This is a genomic window from Herbiconiux sp., assembly GCF_023264895.1.
Lineage (GTDB): Bacteria > Actinomycetota > Actinomycetes > Actinomycetales > Microbacteriaceae > Herbiconiux.
This window is the reverse complement of sequence record NZ_JAHFUY010000053.1, coordinates 12846-29672: the sequence shown is the minus strand read 5'-3', so window position 1 is coordinate 29672 and position 16827 is coordinate 12846. Positions and strand designations below refer to the sequence as shown.

Annotated in this window: 13 protein-coding genes; 8 read left to right on the top strand and 5 right to left on the bottom strand. The window is 71.0% G+C overall.

All coding sequences use genetic code 11. From position 1 onward, the window contains the following. Positions 1 to 1682 (bottom strand): prolyl oligopeptidase family serine peptidase (locus tag Q0D57_RS11260; protein WP_291043326.1); only part of this gene is annotated, 1682 nt, incomplete at its 3' end. A 223-nt stretch (positions 1683 to 1905) separates the two neighbouring features. Between Q0D57_RS11260 and Q0D57_RS11255 the strand changes: the two genes are divergently transcribed. From Q0D57_RS11255 to Q0D57_RS11235, 5 genes are all read left to right on the top strand, one after another. Beyond that, positions 1906 to 2205 carry a hypothetical protein gene (locus Q0D57_RS11255; protein ID WP_291043324.1) on the top strand — a complete coding sequence of 100 codons (300 nt, stop codon included), beginning with the start codon at positions 1906 to 1908 and terminating at the stop codon, positions 2203 to 2205. A 33-nt stretch (positions 2206 to 2238) separates the two neighbouring features. Next, positions 2239 to 3192, top strand: coding sequence for an AraC family transcriptional regulator (locus tag Q0D57_RS11250; RefSeq protein ID WP_291043322.1), 954 nt, complete (start codon positions 2239 to 2241; stop codon positions 3190 to 3192). A gap of 104 nt (positions 3193 to 3296) precedes the next feature. Next, complete coding sequence (locus tag Q0D57_RS11245) at positions 3297 to 3683, top strand: hypothetical protein (protein ID WP_291043320.1); 387 nt, start codon at positions 3297 to 3299, stop codon at positions 3681 to 3683. After that, positions 3661 to 3972 (top strand): hypothetical protein, encoded by a 312-nt coding sequence (locus tag Q0D57_RS11240; RefSeq protein ID WP_291043318.1) that lies wholly within the window; start codon positions 3661 to 3663, stop codon positions 3970 to 3972. Before Q0D57_RS11245 ends, Q0D57_RS11240 begins: the two co-directional genes overlap by 23 nt. 85 nt (positions 3973 to 4057) lie before the next feature. Beyond that, entirely contained in the window at positions 4058 to 4717 is a 660-nt protein-coding gene (locus Q0D57_RS11235; protein ID WP_291043316.1) for an MBL fold metallo-hydrolase, read from the top strand. 15 nt (positions 4718 to 4732) lie between these two features. Here the strand turns inward: Q0D57_RS11235 and Q0D57_RS11230 are convergent, their stop codons facing one another. Further along, complete coding sequence (locus Q0D57_RS11230) at positions 4733 to 4975, bottom strand: hypothetical protein (protein WP_291043314.1); 243 nt, start codon at positions 4973 to 4975, stop codon at positions 4733 to 4735. A gap of 278 nt (positions 4976 to 5253) precedes the next feature. On the opposite strand from Q0D57_RS11230, the gene Q0D57_RS11225 reads away from it, so the two are divergent. The 3 genes from Q0D57_RS11225 to Q0D57_RS11215 all read left to right on the top strand — a co-directional run bounded on the left by Q0D57_RS11225 (position 5254) and on the right by Q0D57_RS11215 (position 13860). Beyond that, a complete protein-coding gene (locus tag Q0D57_RS11225; protein WP_291043311.1) occupies positions 5254 to 10029 on the top strand; it encodes a beta-L-arabinofuranosidase domain-containing protein in 4776 nt (1591 codons plus the stop codon). Positions 10030 to 10105: 76 nt separating this feature from the next. Further along, positions 10106 to 13276, top strand: a complete 3171-nt coding sequence (locus Q0D57_RS11220; protein WP_291043308.1) for a cell wall-binding repeat-containing protein — start codon at positions 10106 to 10108, stop codon at positions 13274 to 13276. A 137-nt stretch (positions 13277 to 13413) separates the two neighbouring features. Beyond that, entirely contained in the window at positions 13414 to 13860 is a 447-nt protein-coding gene (locus Q0D57_RS11215) for a hypothetical protein (protein ID WP_291043306.1), read from the top strand. Here the strand turns inward: Q0D57_RS11215 and Q0D57_RS11210 are convergent. The 3 genes from Q0D57_RS11210 to Q0D57_RS11200 form a co-directional block, all read right to left on the bottom strand. Beyond that, entirely contained in the window at positions 13857 to 14675 is an 819-nt protein-coding gene (locus Q0D57_RS11210) for a hypothetical protein (RefSeq protein ID WP_291043303.1), read from the bottom strand. The genes Q0D57_RS11215 and Q0D57_RS11210 overlap by 4 nt on opposite strands. Next, entirely contained in the window at positions 14672 to 15601 is a 930-nt protein-coding gene (locus Q0D57_RS11205; RefSeq protein ID WP_291043300.1) for a hypothetical protein, read from the bottom strand. Before Q0D57_RS11205 ends, Q0D57_RS11210 begins: the two co-directional genes overlap by 4 nt. A gap of 86 nt (positions 15602 to 15687) precedes the next feature. Next, on the bottom strand, positions 15688 to 16701 hold the full coding sequence (locus tag Q0D57_RS11200) for a G5 domain-containing protein (RefSeq protein WP_291043298.1): 1014 nt from the start codon (positions 16699 to 16701) through the stop codon (positions 15688 to 15690). Positions 16702 to 16827: the final 126 nt, after the last annotated feature.

Sequence of the window (16827 nt, the reverse complement as noted above, 5' to 3'; positions counted from 1 at the left end):
ACCGGTGCGGCCGATGCCGATGCTCCCGTGGCGGCCAGCTCGCCGCTGCCTGCGGGCCCCACCGGGGGAGCGGGCGGGGCGGGAGGCACGATGGGAACCGGCACGGGGCCCGGCGCCGGCGCCACGGCGAGCACGCGGTCGAGCCACGCGAACACGGCCTCGTTGCGCACCTGGGGCGCGGCGGGGGAGCAGTGCTGGTCGGCGCCCTGCTCGGGCGTGAGCACGAGGCGCTCGACCGACGCGGCCTTCGTGAGCCAGGCGGCGACCTGGGGGGAGGGGTCCTCGGGCGCGAACTGGTCGGTGGCGTACCGCACGAGGAGGGCGTTCGCGGTGATGGCACCGAACTGCTCCTGGGTCACGTCGTAGGTCGCGATGAGGTCGAGCATGCCCACGATGTCGGTGTTGAAGGTCTTCGTGAGGGCGAGCTGGTGGATCTCGGACGAGAAGATCTCGCCGCGCTTGTTCACGAGGAAGTTGAGCGAGAGCTGACCCATGGGGCCGTAGACGTCCGAGTACTGGTAGAGCTCGGCCCAGTTCTCGTTGCTGAAGCTGCCGAAGGCGCCGATGACGGCGTTCTTGAGCTCGTCGAACTCGGCCCCCACGTCGTAGAACGCCGGATCGGCCACGACCGCGGCGAGGCGGGGCTCGGCGGCGGCCGCGCGCATCACGAGGGCACCGCCGAAGCTCCAGCCGGTGAGGGCGATCTTCGAGGCGTCGACGCCCGGCTGGGCGACGATGAAGTCGACCAGGGGAGTCACGACGTCCTGCCAGTAGGGGGTGAACGGGATGTCCTGCTCGAACAGGAGCGTGCCCTGGCCGGGGCCCTCGAACATGAGCACGTTGTAGCCTCGGTCGACGCCGGCGGCGCCCCCGAAGGAGTACGTGTCGATGAGCTGGGCGTCGCTGCCGTTGTTCACGATCACGGTGGGCCGGCCCTCGCCGGCGGCGCGCGACCAGTAGGCCGGAAGGGTGACGGAGCGGGTGCTCACGACGCCGTCCTTGTTCGGGAACCGCACGATCGCGGGGATCTCGACGCGCTCGAAGACCGGCTCGAGGAGGGCGGCGGCGGAGGCCCAGCACGCCTGCATGAGTCCGTAGACCTCGCCCTCGCGGCCCGGGGTGTCGCCGCCGGTGATGAAGTACATCACGCTGTTGTAGTAGGCGGCGGCCCGCAGGTACCGGTCGCGCGCGGTCGTGAGACGGCCTGCCGCCAGTTCGGCGTCGGCCTCGGCCTTGGTGCTCGCGGCCAGCGCCTCGAAGGTGGCGTTGTAGGGCTGGTAGGCGGGGATGGCGGTCGTGCCCGCCGCCGTGATCGCGGCCTGCACCGCGGCGACGGCGACCGAGACCTCGCCGGCCTCGCCGGAGCGGTAGGCGATCTCGCCGTAGTTGAAGAGGGTCTGGAAGTTGAGGTCGTCCTGCTGCGGGAACGGCACCAGGCTCACGGCGGTCGTGGCCGACGGCGCGTGGGCGGGCGCGGCCGGAACCGACCCGAACGCGGCACCACGCACGGCGGCGCTGGCGGCGGCGGGGTTGCCGGCGCTGAGCGCCGCTCCCACCCCACCGGCGGCGGCGAGGCCGAGCAGTGCCCGCCGGTTCAGCCCTCGTGTCTTCTCCTCGTCGAGCTGGTGCGCCCCGGCACCCGTCATCGATCCGTCGGTCGTCTTCGTCCCGCGCTTGAACATGATTCTCCCCCTGGTGGTCTCCGAAGCATATCGACGCACGGGCATCCGGTGCGGACGCGGTTTCGGGCCTCACGGTGCGGCTCGGGGTGCGCCTCGCGGTGCCGATGGTGCAGGGTGGGGGTGACGGGTTGCCGGGGGTTCGTCGGAGGGGATCGTGGTGTCCACCTCGAGCGCACCCTCAGGATCGTGGCGATGGGGCGACTTCCAAGCAGCGACTCCCTGGTTGGACGACGGGGCGATCGTGTTCCAGTGCCACTCCGACGCCCTCGCCTGCGACGACTCCGTGGTGATCTTCGGCGATCGCGTCGTGGTGCGGGCATCCGGCGCCGGAGCGTGGACCTCGGTGGAGTTCGAGCACGTGCTCTCGTGGGAGACGCACCTCGACGACGAGGTGGTCAGGCTCGAGCTGGAGGCCCGTGAGGTCGTCGAGGCGCGGGTGCCCGTGTCGTTCGAACGGCCGCTCACGAGGACGCTCACGAGGCTCCTGGGTTCGGGAGCCGGCCGAGGATCCGAAGGGGCCTGACTCCACGCCCCCGGTGTGTCATGATTCGTCTCGATGAGTGAGGAACTTTCCGTCTCCCGGGCGGGGATGGGCGGGCGCGACCTCGACGAGGCCCGCGCCATGTACGAGGACGACTACACCGGATCGGGGTTCGTCGCGGAGCTCAGCGACGAGTCTTTCGCCTATCGGTACACCGTGGCGGGCGACGAGAACATGACCCTGCGGTCGTCGATGTTCCTCGGCTCGATCCAGGGCTCCATCCAGCCCGAGAACGAGTACGTGGTGTCGTGGATCCTCGGCGGCTCCGGGGTGATGGACATCGGGCGCGACGAGACGGAGCTCACCCTCGGCCGCCCGGCGATGTTCCCGACGGGGCGACCGTTCGCCTTCGAGTTCAAGGACTACCGGCAGAGCCTCATCCACTTCCGGGCCGGATTCCTCGAACAGGTCGCCGCAGAGCACGAGGACGCGCTGCAGGCGCCGATCCGCTTCGACCACACCGCCGAACCGGCGCCGGCGGCGCTCGCGCGCTGGAAGACGGTGGTCGACGAGACAGCCCTCCACATCCTGCAGAAGGCGCCGACCGCCCTGCAGATGGCCGAGCTCACCCGCCGTACGGCCGTGACGCTGCTCGACACCTTCCCGCACGAGACCACCGTGCTGCCGCCCGAGCTGCTGCTGCCGCGCAACCACCGGCTCCGCCAGGCCGTCGACTTCCTGCACGCCCACGCCCACGAGCCGCTCAGCACGAGCGTCGTGGCCGAGCACGTGGGGCTGTCGCCGCGGAGCCTGCAGCAGGCCTTCCAGCGGCAGCTCGGGGTGAGCCCCACCGAGTACCTCCGCGGCATCCGCCTCGACCGGGTGCGGGCCGAGCTCGCCAACCTGGCCCCTGAGCACAGCACCGTCGCCGAGGTGGCTTCGCGGTGGGGGTTCACGAACCCAGGCCGGTTCGCCGGCGCGTACGTCGCCCGATTCGGGGAGTACCCCCGCCGCACGCTTTCCCGCTGACGGTCTCCGACGCGTTTTCGGTACAGATCCCAGCAGAGCAGAGGCGTGGTGCGCTGCAATGGCTTCAGCGCACCTCGCGGGTGCGTCACGAAGTGGAGCACCTCATGCCGTACCGCACCCACACCCTCCTCTCGAGGTGGGTCGCCGAGTTCACGGCCGCCCACACGACCTCGAGCACCATCGAGGTGCTGCGCCAGGACGGTTTCGACGAGGACACCGGACTCGTCGTGCTGAGACCGCGCGGAATCGACACCGAGCTCTACCTCGAGCCGGCCTCGGCCGGTGCGTCGCGCTTCGTGATCACCCTGACACGCACCGACGTCGACATCACGGTCGACTCCCTCGAGCTCCTGCTGCTCAGCGAAGAGCTCAAGACCGCCTCCCTCCTCTGCGACTTCCTCGAGAGCAAGTCCCGCGAGCGGGACGAGCTCCATCGTTCAGCCGTCACCAGAACAGAAGACACCAGTCGTGGGCGTCCTGCTCTACGCTGACGACCCGCACGGCATCGAGATCGACGACCGCACGCTGGCCCACCTCAAGGTGGTCATCCTCGGTCGCCTCCGCCGGCAGGAGTGCTTCACGCTGTCCTGGATCCGCGCGGCCTCGACCGGCAGCGGCCGGGAGACGATCTGGCTCGCGCCGAGCATCCCGCTCCGGTTCCGCCTCGACGATCCGGACGGGCGGCCGCTCAACCGGGAGTGGCTGAACCAGCTCTCGGCCACCGCCGACCGCGGCGACCTCCGCATCATCCCGGAGCCCGAGGCCGCCATCGCCGGCTGAGCCCGCTTGAACTCGACCGCTTGACCTCGACCGCACTTCAGCTCCTAGCGTGGCCTCAGAGCCTCGCCGAGGAGAAGGAGACGCCGTGACGGATCGAAGCGCACTCGAGTCGCCGTTCGAGGGACTGCTGGCCACCCCTGCGTCCCGCCTGCCCTACCAGCACGACGTGCTCCTGCGGTCGTACGTGCTGCGCCGGCCGACCGGCGACGTCATCGTCTACAACTCGCCCGGCGTGAGCGAGGCGGCCGACGCGATCCGGGAGCTCGGTGCGCCGGCGAGGCTGCTGGTCAACCACGCGCACGAGTCGATGTACGGGCGCCCCGCGCTCGAGGTGCCGATGTGGATGCACGGCGCCGACCGGGCCGAGGTGGGCGCCGACCTCGAGATCGCGGGGGTCTTCGAGGGGCGGGAGCTGATCGACGGCGACCTGGAGGTCATCCCGACGCCCGGGCACACGCCCGGCACGTGCTCGTTCCTCTGGGACGACGGAAACCACCGCTTCCTCTTCACCGGCGACTTCATCTGGATCGAGCACGGTGTCTGGAAGGCCGTGGTGCTCGACCCGGCGCTCCGTGACTCCTACCTCGAGAGTCTCGCCCTCGTGCGCGACCTCGACTTCGACGTGCTCGTGCCGTGGGGCGTCACCGAGGGCGACGCGCCCGTCTTCGCCGTGAGCGACCCGGAGGAGAAGCGCCGCCGCATCGACGGGATCATCGCCCGGGTGGCGGCGGGCGGAAGCCGCTGACGCGCCGTCTCGGCATCAGAGCCGCGCAAGCAGCAGCAGCCAGCTCTCGCCGGAGAGCTGGATCCCGGGCCCCGTGAGTTCGAACCCGCCGTCGGGCAGCGGGGTCAGCACGGCCACCGTCTCACCGGTGATCACCAGCCCCACGATCCACTCCTCCGGCCCGAGGGCCGAGATGAAGTACGAGACGTCGGACTGGCGGAAATAGGCCCGCCGGCCCGGGATCGTCGGGAGTCTGTCCAGGCGATCGACGTCGCTCATCGGCACTGCGGTCCTCCTCGGGCTGAGAGGTGCCGATCGCGTCGGGAGGTCGCGATCGGCGGCGGGCACCCGGGGTCGTGCTCGCCACTGAGCAGTATGGCCCCTGTTAGCGCCGCCATGTGAGCGTTCACATTTAGCGATTTCCACAACATATTCGAGAGCGTTGACACTCTCCCAGCCAGCCCCTACTTTGAGTCTCAATCGCTTGTGAGCGCTCACACGACGCCGTCGTGCTGAGTGCCCGTCCAGCACCCGATACAGCAGCAAGAGAGACAACGATGCCTCGACTCCTCCGGATGGTGGCCCTCGCCGCCGCCCCTCTCGTCCTCGCCGGCGGCCTCGTCGCCACCGCCCCCGCTCCCGACGCCCTCGCGGCGATCGACGCCGCCTTCGAAGCGGCCAAGGTGCTCGACCTCCGCTTCGACGGCGATCTCGCCGACTCCGGCCCGCGCGGCACCGCCGTGACGATGCAGAAGGGCGACGCCGCCTTCTCCGAGGGCGCACGGGGCGAGGCCTTCGCCTTCTCCGGCTCGAGCGCCATCTCGCTCGGCACCCCCGCCTACCTGCAGCCCTCGAGCCTCACGGCGTCGTTCTGGTTCAAGCCGAGCGGCGCGATGACGGGGGAGCAGGTCTTCAGCTGGAGCAAGACCGTCTACAACTCCGACGGCTGGTACCTCACCTCCGCGAGCGACAGCACCCCGCTCGCCCTCTCGATCGGCCCGGGCGGATCGCAGCCCTACCAGGTCGCGGTCGACGCCCCGCGGGCCGACTTCTTCCCGGCCGATGCCTGGACCCACGTGGTCGCGACCTACGACCCCGCCACCAAGGCGGTGGCCTTCTACCGCAACGGCGAGCTCCAGCCCTCCACGGTGAAGTTCCCGGCCTCGGGCCTCTCGACCGGCGTGCTCGGCTCCGAAGCCACCTCGACCAAGACCCTCGGCTTCAACGGCCCCACCTACAACGGATCGCACGTCAAGGGCCTGCTCGACGACTACCGACTCTACGAGGCCGTCGCCTCCACGACCGACGTCGTGGCGCTCGCCCAGGAGACCGACCCCGCGTTCGACCCCGCGGCGCTCGCGCAGCGCGCGCTCGACTCCCTCTCGGTGCCCGCGAGCTCAACCGCCGACTTCCCGCTCCCCGCCGTCGCACCCAACGGCGCCGACCTCACCTGGGAGTCGTCCGACCCCGAGGTGATCGAGGTCGACGGGACCCTCGCGCACGTGACGCGCCCCGCATCCGGAGACGTCGAGGTCACCCTCACGGCCACCGCGCGCTTCGGCGGCAGCGAGACGCGTTCGGAGGCGTACACGGTCACCGTGGCCGGCCAGGGCACCCAGGAGTCGATCTACATCGACGACACCGAGCTCAGCGAGGTGCTGCTCGAGGATCCGTACCTCGTGAACGGCAACCAGAAGATGGTCGACTACCTTCTGACCCTCGATCCCGAGCGCTTCCTCACCGGGTTCTACACCGAGGCGGGCCTCGAGCCCACCGCCGAGCCCTACGGCGGCTGGGAGCGCACCAGCGGCACCCGGTTCCAGGGCCACTTCTTCGGCCAGTTCATCTCAGCGCTCTCGCAGGCCTACTCGACCTCGACCGACCCCACCGAGAAGACGGCGCTGCTCGAGAAGCTCACCGCAGCGGTCGACGGCCTCGAGCGCGCGCAGACCGCCTACGCGGCCAAGGATCCGGCGAACGCCGGCTACGTCTCCCCGTTCCCGGCGAGCTACCTGCCGCACGGCCGCGACGGCCTGCTCGTGCCCTTCTACAACCTGCACAAGGTGCTCGCGGGCCTCCTCGACGCCGAGGAGCTCGGCACCCCCGAGGTCTCGGCGAAAGCGCTCAAGGTGGCCAGTGGCTTCGGTACGTGGCTGCAGGGCTGGGCGTCGCGTCAGGCCGATCCGGGGAGCATGCTCAACACCGAGTACGGCGGCATGAACGAGGCGCTGTACAACCTCTATGCCCTCACCGAGAACCCCGTGCACAAGCGGGCGGCGGAGTACTTCGACGAGGTGTCGCTGTTCCGCGAGCTCGCGGCCGGCAACGACGTGCTGAACGGCCGTCACGCCAACACCACCATCCCGAAGCTCATCGGTGCGCTGAAGCGCTACACGGTCTTCACCGACAACCCGCGGCTCTATGCCACGCTCACCCAGGCCGAGAAGGACGACCTCGGCATGTACCGCACCGCGGCCGAGAACTTCTGGCAGATGGTGGTCGACGACCACTCCTACGCCAACGGCGGCAACAGCCAGTCCGAGCACTTCCACGGCGCCGACACCCTGCACGAGCGCGCCACCAACGGCGTCACCTCCGGCTACGGCGAGAACTCCACCTCCGAGGTGTGCAACGAGTACAACATGCTGAAGCTCACGCACGGGTTGTTCCAGCTCGACCCGGATGTGAAGTACGCCGACTTCTACGAGAACACCTACATCAACACGATCCTCGCCCAGCAGAACCCCGAGACCGGCATGATGACCTACTTCCAGCCCATGGCGGCGGGGTACGCCAAGGTGTTCGGCGCTCCCGAGGACGAGTTCTGGTGCGACCACGGCACCGCCACCGAGAGCTTCACCAAGCTCGGCGACTCGATCTACTTCCGCAAGGACGAGACGGTCTACGTGAACATGTTCCGCTCGACGGTGTTCACCTCCGAGCCGCAGAACCTCAGGCTCACGCAGACAGCGAACGTGCCGGCCGACCCCGAGGTGGGCTTCACCGTCGAGAGCATCGACGGCGGCGCACTGCCCGAGGGCACGACGCTGCGCCTCCGCGTGCCCGGCTGGGCCTCGGCGACCCCGTCGCTCAGCGTCAACGGCGTGGTGCAGGATGTCGCGGCGCTCACGAGCGAGGGCTACGTGGTGGTGCCGGTGAGCGCGGGGGACAGCCTGCAGTACACGCTGCCCGCCGCGGTCACCGTCGACGACGGCACCGAGAACCCCGACTGGGTGGCGTTCCGATACGGCCCCGTGCTGCTGGCGACCGAGCTCAACCGCACCAACGTCGACGCCGACTACGTGGCCGGAGTGCTGGTGCGCATGAGCGTGGCCGACAAGTCGGTCAACGACAACATCGTGGTGGCCGACACCGAGGCCTGGAAGGCGGCCATCGCCGAGAACCTCGTGCGGCTCGACGACGGGGCCGACCTCAACGGCACGTCGACCATGCGGTTCGGGCTCCAGAACGCCGATCCGGCCTCCGAGGCGCTCGTGTTCCGCCCCTGGTACAACCTCTACAACGCTAGATACGCGATCTACCTGAACCTCATCGAGCCCGACTCGGCCGAGGCGCAGGCGCTCATCCTGAGCGACAAGGAGAAGCTGCGGATCGCCGAGATGACGACCGACTCGCTCACCTCGTTCGACAACAACAACAGCGAGGCCGACAAGAACTACGAGTTCAACAAGTCGAGCACGGGTGTCTGGCGCGGCCAGGGCTACCGCGACGGTGAGCGGGCGACGGATGCGTACTTCCAGTACGACATGATCGTCGATCCGGATGCGCCGAAGAACTACCTCGGCGTGCGCTACTACGGCGGCGACGACGGGCGCACCTTCGACGTCTACCTCAACGACGTGAAGCTCAAGACCGAGCGCGTCTCGAACGCGCAGGGCTCGGACACCTGGTACATCCAGTACGACGAGATCCCGGCGGCCGTGCTCGCGGGCCTCGAGGAGGCCGACAGCTACAAGCGCGACCAGAACGGCGCCTACGTGCTCGATGCCGACGGCGAGAAGATCCCGGTGGTGACCGTGCGCTTCCAGGGCAACGGCACGAGCTACGTCGGAGGCGTGTTCGGGGTCTACACGACGACCACCACGGCGTTCGGCACCGATGCCGGCCTCGCGGCGCTCCGCGTCGAGGGCGGCACGCTCGCCCCGGCGCTCGCCGACGGCGTGAACGACTACACGATCACCGTGCCGGAGGGCGCGACCTCGGTCTCGCTCGACGCCGACCCGGCGGTGCCGAGCGGCCTCGTCTACGTCGACGGCATCCTGATCGACGACACGGTGGCCCGCTCGGTGGCCGTGGCTCCGGGTGACGCCCCCACGGCGGTCGTGCTGCGGTCGCTGGCGCAGGACCACACCACCGCCGAGGAGTACCGCATCTCGATCGTCCGCGAGGAGCCGACGCCTGAGCCGGAGCCTGATGTCGAGGTGGATCGGATCGCGGGTGCGGACCGGTACGAGGTCGCGGTGAACACGTCGAAGGCCGGGTTCGCCTCCGGGTCGTCGACCGTCTATGTGGCTTCGGGAGCTGTGTTCCCGGATGCGCTCTCCGCAGCTCCCGCGGCGACGGTCGCCGGGGCGCCGATCCTGTTGACCACCACGGCCGACCTGCCTGCAGGTGTCGCAGCTGAGATCAAGCGGCTCGGTGCTACCAAGATCGTGATCGTGGGCGGGACCGCGACGGTGTCGGCCAACGTCGAGGCGTCGCTCGCGAAGCTCGGCACGGTCACCCGGATCGGTGGTGCTGACCGGTACGAGGCGTCGCGGAACATCGCGAAGGCCGCTTTCCCTTCGGGTGCCCCGACCGCCGTCCTGTCGGCGGGCACGACGTTCGCCGACGCCCTGTCGGCGGGTGCTGCGATCGATGGCGAGGGTCCGGTGATCCTGGTGAAGGGCTCATCCGCATCGCTCGACGCCGCGACGAAGAAGCTGCTGACCGATCTCGATGTGAAGAGCATCGCGATCGCCGGCGGCGAGGCGTCCGTCTCCGCAGGCATCCAGGCGGATGCGGCGGCGATCGCCGACACCGTCCGCCTCGGTGGAGCTGACCGGTACGAGGCATCGAGGTCGATCAACGATCACTTCTTCGACACCGCCGACCACGTGCTGCTGGCCACGGGCCTCAAGTTCTCCGACGCCCTCTCGGGCTCGGCCTACGGACCGCGGATCGATGCGCCGCTGTTCACGGTGAAGACGGACTGCGTCCCGGCGGCGACGCTGGCGCAGATCGAGGAGCTGGGGGCCACGAAGGTCACCCTGCTCGGTGGAACCGCGTCCCTTTCCGCGGGCGTGCAGGACCTGGTGGCCTGCACCCCGTAGCGATTCCCGACCTGGGCGGGCGGCGGATGAACGCATCCGCCGCCCGCTCTTCCCTGCACCCAGAGAGGCCGGCCCGATGACCGCCCGCACCCGTCGCATCCGTTCCGTTCGTCTCGCCGCGCTGGCTGCTCTCGCCGCTGCGGCGCTCGTCGTGCCCCTCGTGAGCCCTCTCCTCGGAGTGGGCGCCGGCGCCGCGTCCGCCGCGGCGGCCCCCGCCGAGGATCCGGTGTGGACGCCGCTCGCCACGGTCGGCGCGGGCGACCCGTGGCTGCAGCCGGAGACCGCCGAGTCGTTCGCGCTCGACCTCGAGCAGTTCGCCGCCCGGCTGGCCCCGCTCGAAGCGCGTTCGACGGCGCCCGCCCGCGCCGTGGTCTCGCTGCCGGATCCGGACGGCGTACTCGTGCGCTTCGAGGTCGAGGAGGTCGAGCTGCTCGCGCCCGGCCTCGCCGCCGCCCACCCCGAGATCTCCGCCTTCGCCGGTCGCGGCCTCGACGACCCGGCGCTCTCGGTGCGGCTCGACCTCACCCCGCTCGGCCTGCACGCCTCGGTGCGCAGCGGCGACGGATCGACCCACCCCTGGTACATCGACCCCGCGCTCCGCGACGACACCACCACGCACGTCGCCTACCCGGGCGGTGCGGTGCCGGTGGAGCCGCTCGACGAGGAGGGCGGTGAGGCCGGCCACCCCGAGCACACCCCGCGCACCGAGGACACCGAGACCCCCACCACCGCGCCCGCCCTGCTGGCCGCCCGTGCAGGAGGGGAGCGGGCCGAAGTGCGCACGATCCGCCTCGCCCTGGCCAGCGACCCCACCTTCGCCGCCTACCACGGCGCCGGCAACGTGCTCGCGGCGAAGGCCTCCATGGTCAACCGCATCGCCGGCATCTTCAACGACGACCTCGCCCTGCGGCTCGTGCTCGCCGACGCCACCGACCGGCTCTCGTTCGACACCCTCGCGGCGGCCGAGCAGGCCGGGTACACCGCGTCGGGCCTGTCCCGCTGCACGGTGGAGAGCCTGCAGCAGAACAGCGGCGCGATCGCCTCGATCGTGGGCGACGCGAACTACGACATCGGCCACCTCGTGCTCGGCAACGCGGGCGGCGGGCTCGCCGGCTACGCCGAGGTCGGGCTCGAGTACGTCAAGGGCGGCGGATGCACGGGCGACCCGAACCCGGTGGGGGACGGATTCGCCGTCGACTACCTCGCGCACGAGCTCGGCCACCAGCTCGGGGCGAGCCACACCTACAACGCCTGCGGCGGCAGCTCGGGCGGCACCGCCGTGGAGCCCGGCTCCGGGTCGACCATCATGGGCTACGCCGGCATCTGCGGCGACAACAACACCCAGCCGCACTCCGATCCGTACTTCTCCCAGGCCAGCATCGCCGAGGTGCAGAGCACGCTCGGGCGTCTCCCCGCCGTGCCCAGTCGCAACCGCACGCCCGTCGTCACGGCGCCGGCAGCGCGCGAGCTCCCCCTGCGCACGCCGTTCTCGCTCACCGCCACGGGCTCGGACGCCGACGGCGACGCCCTCACCTACACCTGGGAGCAGACCGACGTCGGCGACCCGGATCGAGCCCTGTTCGATCCGGTGAAGACGGGCGGCCCGCTCTTCCGCGTCTTCGGCACGTTCGCCGACGTCGACTCGGGGGAGGCGCTGCAGTACTCCTCACCCGGGCAGAACCTCGCCGGAGCCTCGCCCACCCGCACGTTCCCCGAGCTCAACCAGATCCTCTTCGGCGAGACGAACGCCGAGACGGGCACGTGCGACCCGGCCCTCTGGTGGGGTGCCCGCCTCGAGTGCCACTCCGAGTTCCTGCCGACAGCGGCCTACGAGGGCAACGGCTACGACGGCCTCACCTTCCGGGTCACGGCGCGCGACCAGAACCCCGCCGGTGGTGGTGTCTCGCGGGCGGATGTGCGGCTCACCCTCGCCCAGGACGCCGGGCCGTTCCTCGTCACCAGCCAGAAGCAGCCGGGGGAGCAGCTCGAGGGCGGCTCGCCCCTCGCGGTCACCTGGGCCGTCAACGGCACGGCGCGACCGGGGCTCGCCCCCGCGGTGCGCATCCTGCTCTCGACCGACGGCGGTGCGACCTTCGGCACGGTGCTCGCCGAGACGACACCGAACGACGGCGCCGAGACGCTGACCCTGCCGAACGTCGACGCCGCCCTCGCACGGCTCAAGGTCGAGGCGGTCGGCAACTACTTCTTCGACGTCTCGGATGCGCCGTTCGCCATCGCGCGCTCCCAGACACCCGAGCCCACGAGCACGCCGACGCCCACGCCGACGCCCACGCCGACCCCGGCGCCGACTCCGACGCCGGTTCCGACCGTCACGCCGAGGCCGTTCGCGCCGGACGTCACCCGGATCGGCGGGGTGGATCGCTACGAGGTGGCGGTCGCGACCTCGCGGGCCGGCTTCCCGAGCGGAGCGGAGACCGTCTTCGTGGCTGCGGGCACGGTGTTCCCGGATGCCCTCTCGGCGGCACCGGCCGCGGCCGTCGCGGGAGCTCCGATCCTGCTGACGCCGGGGGGTGCGCTGCCGGATGCCGTGCGCGCCGAGATCGTGCGGCTAGGTCCTGAGCGCATCGTGATCGTGGGCGGCGCGTCGACCGTGGGCGTCCCGGTCGAGACAGCGCTCGGTCAGCTCGCCGACGTGACGCGGATCGGTGGCGCCGACCGCTACGAGGCCTCGAGGAACATCGCAAGGGCCGCATTCCCCTCGGGTGCTCCGACGGCGGTCCTGTCGGCGGGCACGACGTTCGCCGACGCCCTGTCGGCGGGTGCGGCCATCGACGGCGAGGGTCCCGTCATTCTGGTGAGAGGTTCATCCGCCTCGCTCGATGCGGAGACGGAGAAGCTCCTCGGCGATCTGGAGGTGACGAGCATCGCGATCGCCGGCGGACCGGCGTCGGTCTTCCCGGGCATCCAGACGGATGCGGCTGCGATCGCCGAGACCGTCCGTCTCGGTGGTGCCGACCGGTACGAGGCGTCGCGCTCGATCAACGATCACTTCTTCGACACCGCAGACCACGTGCTGCTCGCGACGGGCCTGACGTTCTCCGACGCGCTCTCCGGCTCGGCCTTCGGCCCGCGCATCGACGCCCCGCTGTTCACGGTCAGGCCGGACTGCGTCCCGGCGACCACGCTGACGCAGATCGAGCAGCTCGGCACCACGAAGGTCACCCTCCTAGGAGGCCCGGCCTCCCTCTCCCTGGCAGTGCAAGACCTCACCCCCTGCACCCCCTGAGTGCCCCCACCCCCACCCCCCTCTGCCGAACCGTCACTTTCCACACATCCCGCCTGGGTTTCGCGTGGAAAGTGACGGTTCGGCAGATCCGCCCACATGGTTGGATCTGAAGTATGGATGCTCAGGGGGATGTGGGGGTGGCGGGCTCTGCCCGGCCGCTCACGCCGTGGACGATCGTGGTGGGTCTGCTCGTCGCCGGGCTCGGAGCCGTCGTGGCGATGTTCCCGTTGGCGGCCGCCGCCACGATCCTCGCGGTCTTCGCCCTCGTCGTGCCCGACTACGGCGCTGCGATCGTCATCGTGCTCGCCTGGCTCGCCTGCGCGGCCGGCTTCGTCGTGGCGATCGTCGCGGGTGTGCGGGGCCGGGCGTGGTCGCGCATCCTGCTCGCAGTGATGGCGGTCGTGGCCGGAGTGCTGTCGGTGCTCGCCTCGCAGGTGCCCGTGGGGTCGATCATCGTGGTCGTCGCAGTCGTGCTGCTCTGGCTGGTGCCGTCGCGGTGGTGGTTCGCGGCGCGTGCCGACCACGCTGCGCGCACGAAGGCGGGAGCAGCGCTCCCTCCCGCTGCCGGAGGTTTCGACGCCTAGCGATCCTCCGCGGCCGCGCCGTCGAGGCGGAAGAGGGTGCCGAGCTCCTGGCCGACTGCTCGTTCGAGGGTCTCCTCATCGATCAGTCCGCGTGTGCGGAGGATCCGGAGCGCGTCGTCGCGGTCGCTCCGGATGGCGTCGCGTTCGGAGGAGGGAAGCGCCGTGATCGCCGCGCCCGCCGACCGCAGGGCATCCGCCGAGGCAGGTGCCTCGCGCTCCTCGACGAGCACCTCGGGTTCACGCGCCCGGAAGCGCGCGAACATGGCCACGCACGACACCAGCGAGATCGCGAACGAGACGACGACCGCCGGGTACCAGGGCTCCCACCCCGTGAAGCCGTCGTAGTCGGCGATGTTCGGGAGGGCGAAGAGCCCGAGCCCCGAGAAGACGAGGGCGACGAGCGCGATGCCGGTGACGAGCCCGTGCCAGCGGGCGCCGCGAGCGACCCAGAGCACGAGCACGGCGGTCTGCGTGACCGCCGCGATGCCGAAGAGCACCCCCGCCACCGGCACCGACGCCTCGGCGTCGACGCGGTAGAAGTCGAAGCGGTCGCCTCCCAGCACGGCCACCGCACCGATCGGTGCGGCGATGCCGAGGATCGCGAGCACGACCAACACCCTGAGGAGCACGCGACGAGGGGCTGATGGCCTGGGCCGGGTCGCCCGCTCGGCGGCGGCCGCCCCGTCGAGACCGAACCAGCGGTAGATCTCGGGATGGGCCTGGAACGCGATGGCCTCGAGGCGACCGAAGCGCACGTCGGCGGCGGCGGAGTGATCGTCGGCCCATTCGCGGGCGCTGGCGTGGAGGAAGGTCATCGTCGTGCGAGCTGCTCGTCGACGGTCCGGAGGTCGATGCCGCCGTCGTAGTAGGCCCAGACGACGTAGGCGTAGGGTCCGAGCCGTTCGGCCTGGGCCCGCACGGCGGCGTCTGTGAGCGGGAGCGCCTGCAGAGCGGCACGCCAAGCGGCCCGCAGCGACGCGTCGTAGGGCTGCCGGTGGGAGGCGCGGACGGCGGTGCGGAGGGCATCCTGAGCCAGCTCCTTGGGGCCGAGATTCCACGATCCCGCCGGGGCCGCACCCACTGAGCCGGCCGCGCTCCGCCCGCGGAGCACCCGCAGGAGCACGATGACGGTGGCCGACGCGGCGACCCCGTCGGCGATCCACCACGTCACGGCCGACGCCGCCCCTGCCGCGGCGACCAGCTCGTCGTGGCGGATGACGGCGAAGACCGCTCCGACCACCGCCGCGAGCCCGGCGATGGTCGCGCAGCCGCTGGCCACGAGGTCGCCCTTCACCCGCGAGGGCAGAGGCACCACGGCCATCACGGCGAGGAGCACGGCGCCCACGACGATCGCGGGCACGGCGACGGCCATGGCCAGCACCGGATCCGAGTTCCCGAAGCGCTTCGGCGGCAGCAGCGCGCTCGCCCCGGCGAAGGCGGCCGCGACTCCCAGCACGAACGGCAGCCACCATCCCCGGGCGCGCCCCTCCCCGGGCCTGCCGCTCACGGTGCGCCCGCCGGCCGCCTTGCCCGTCGCGGCAGCTGTACCCGCCTTGCCTGCGGCGGCCTTGTCAGCCGTCTCTGCGGCGGCAGCCTCCCGCACCCGCGCACGCTTGACGACGATCCCGCCCAGGTCGGTGAGCCACCCCGGTCGAGCGCGCTCGGGCACGACCGCCACCGCGGCGTCGACCACCCGCCCGATCTCCGCGTGCTCCCCGACCAGCTGCTCCTGCCTCGCCATCCCCGCACCCCGTTCTGCTCAGAGGCCAGGGTAGTGCTCGTCGACCGGACCGGGCGCGAGCGCAGGCCGCCCCGGCTCAGGCCGGGTCAGTCGCAGGCGATGCCGTCGCCGTCTCGATCGAGGTCGTAGATGTCCGGACCGATCACCTGCACGGGGCCGGAGACGTAGGAGGGGCCGTTGCCGCTGCCGCCTGCGCAGTCGACGTCGGAGTCGATGGGCACGCATGGCCCGGCGTAGTTCGGGTCGCATCCGCCGCCTTCAGGTGCGGCTTCCGGGGCGGGTGCAGGAGCCGGCTGGCGCGTTCCGATCGCGGTCACCTCGTCCACCGGAGCGACTGCCACCGTCTCGGAGACCAGCACCCGACCGGTCTCCACGCCGTCCACGAGCGTGATTTCCCAGCGCGAGACCTTCGAGCCCGCGGCACCACCGGTGACCACGACGTTCGTGCCGGCATCGATCTCCGGATCCTCGTAGCTGGTCTGACCGTAGGGGATCGGGTCGGTGATCTCGACGACCTGTACCGACTTCACCGGCGTCGGCGTCGGCGTCGGCGTTCTGGTGGGCTCCGCGGCGGGAGCAACGCTTGTTCTGGGCGTCGCGGTCGGGCTCTCGGCGACCGGCTCGGCTCCCGCGAGCGAGGTCTGCTGGGCGTGCGGCGTGACGATGCCGCCCAGCAACAGGACCGCGAACGAGATGCCGAGCACGGCACCGCCGACCCCCCGACGAGGAGGCAGATTCAGCCAGCTCGGCCGGGCGCTCACGAGCGTCCAGACGCCGGCGCCCAGCCCGAACAGGGCCAGAGCGACCAGGAACCCGCCGAAGCCGTTCGTCCCGGCGCCGATGATGGCGACGAGCACGGCGATCGCGGCGACGATCCAGGTCGTCAGGGACGGACGCCACCTCCGCTGTGCGTGCCTGGTGCTGGATGCCTCCGTCGACGACGTCGTCGCGCTGGCCCCGACCGGTCCGGTCAACGGCGACTGCGCATCCTGGGCCCAGGCGGTCGTGAACCCTGTCCAGCGGGTTCCGTCCCACCAGCGCTGCTGCCCCGGGGCGTCGGGGTCGGTGTACCAGCCGGGAGGATTCGGGGGAGTCGTCATCGTCGTCGCATTCGGGTCGGGTGCCTTCGAGTCGTGGTTGTCGTGTGGCGTGCTCGGCCACGGGTCAGCTCCGCCGAAGACTACGGGTGTCGAGTAGCGCTCGGGCAGTCCCTGTTCGGGGGTATG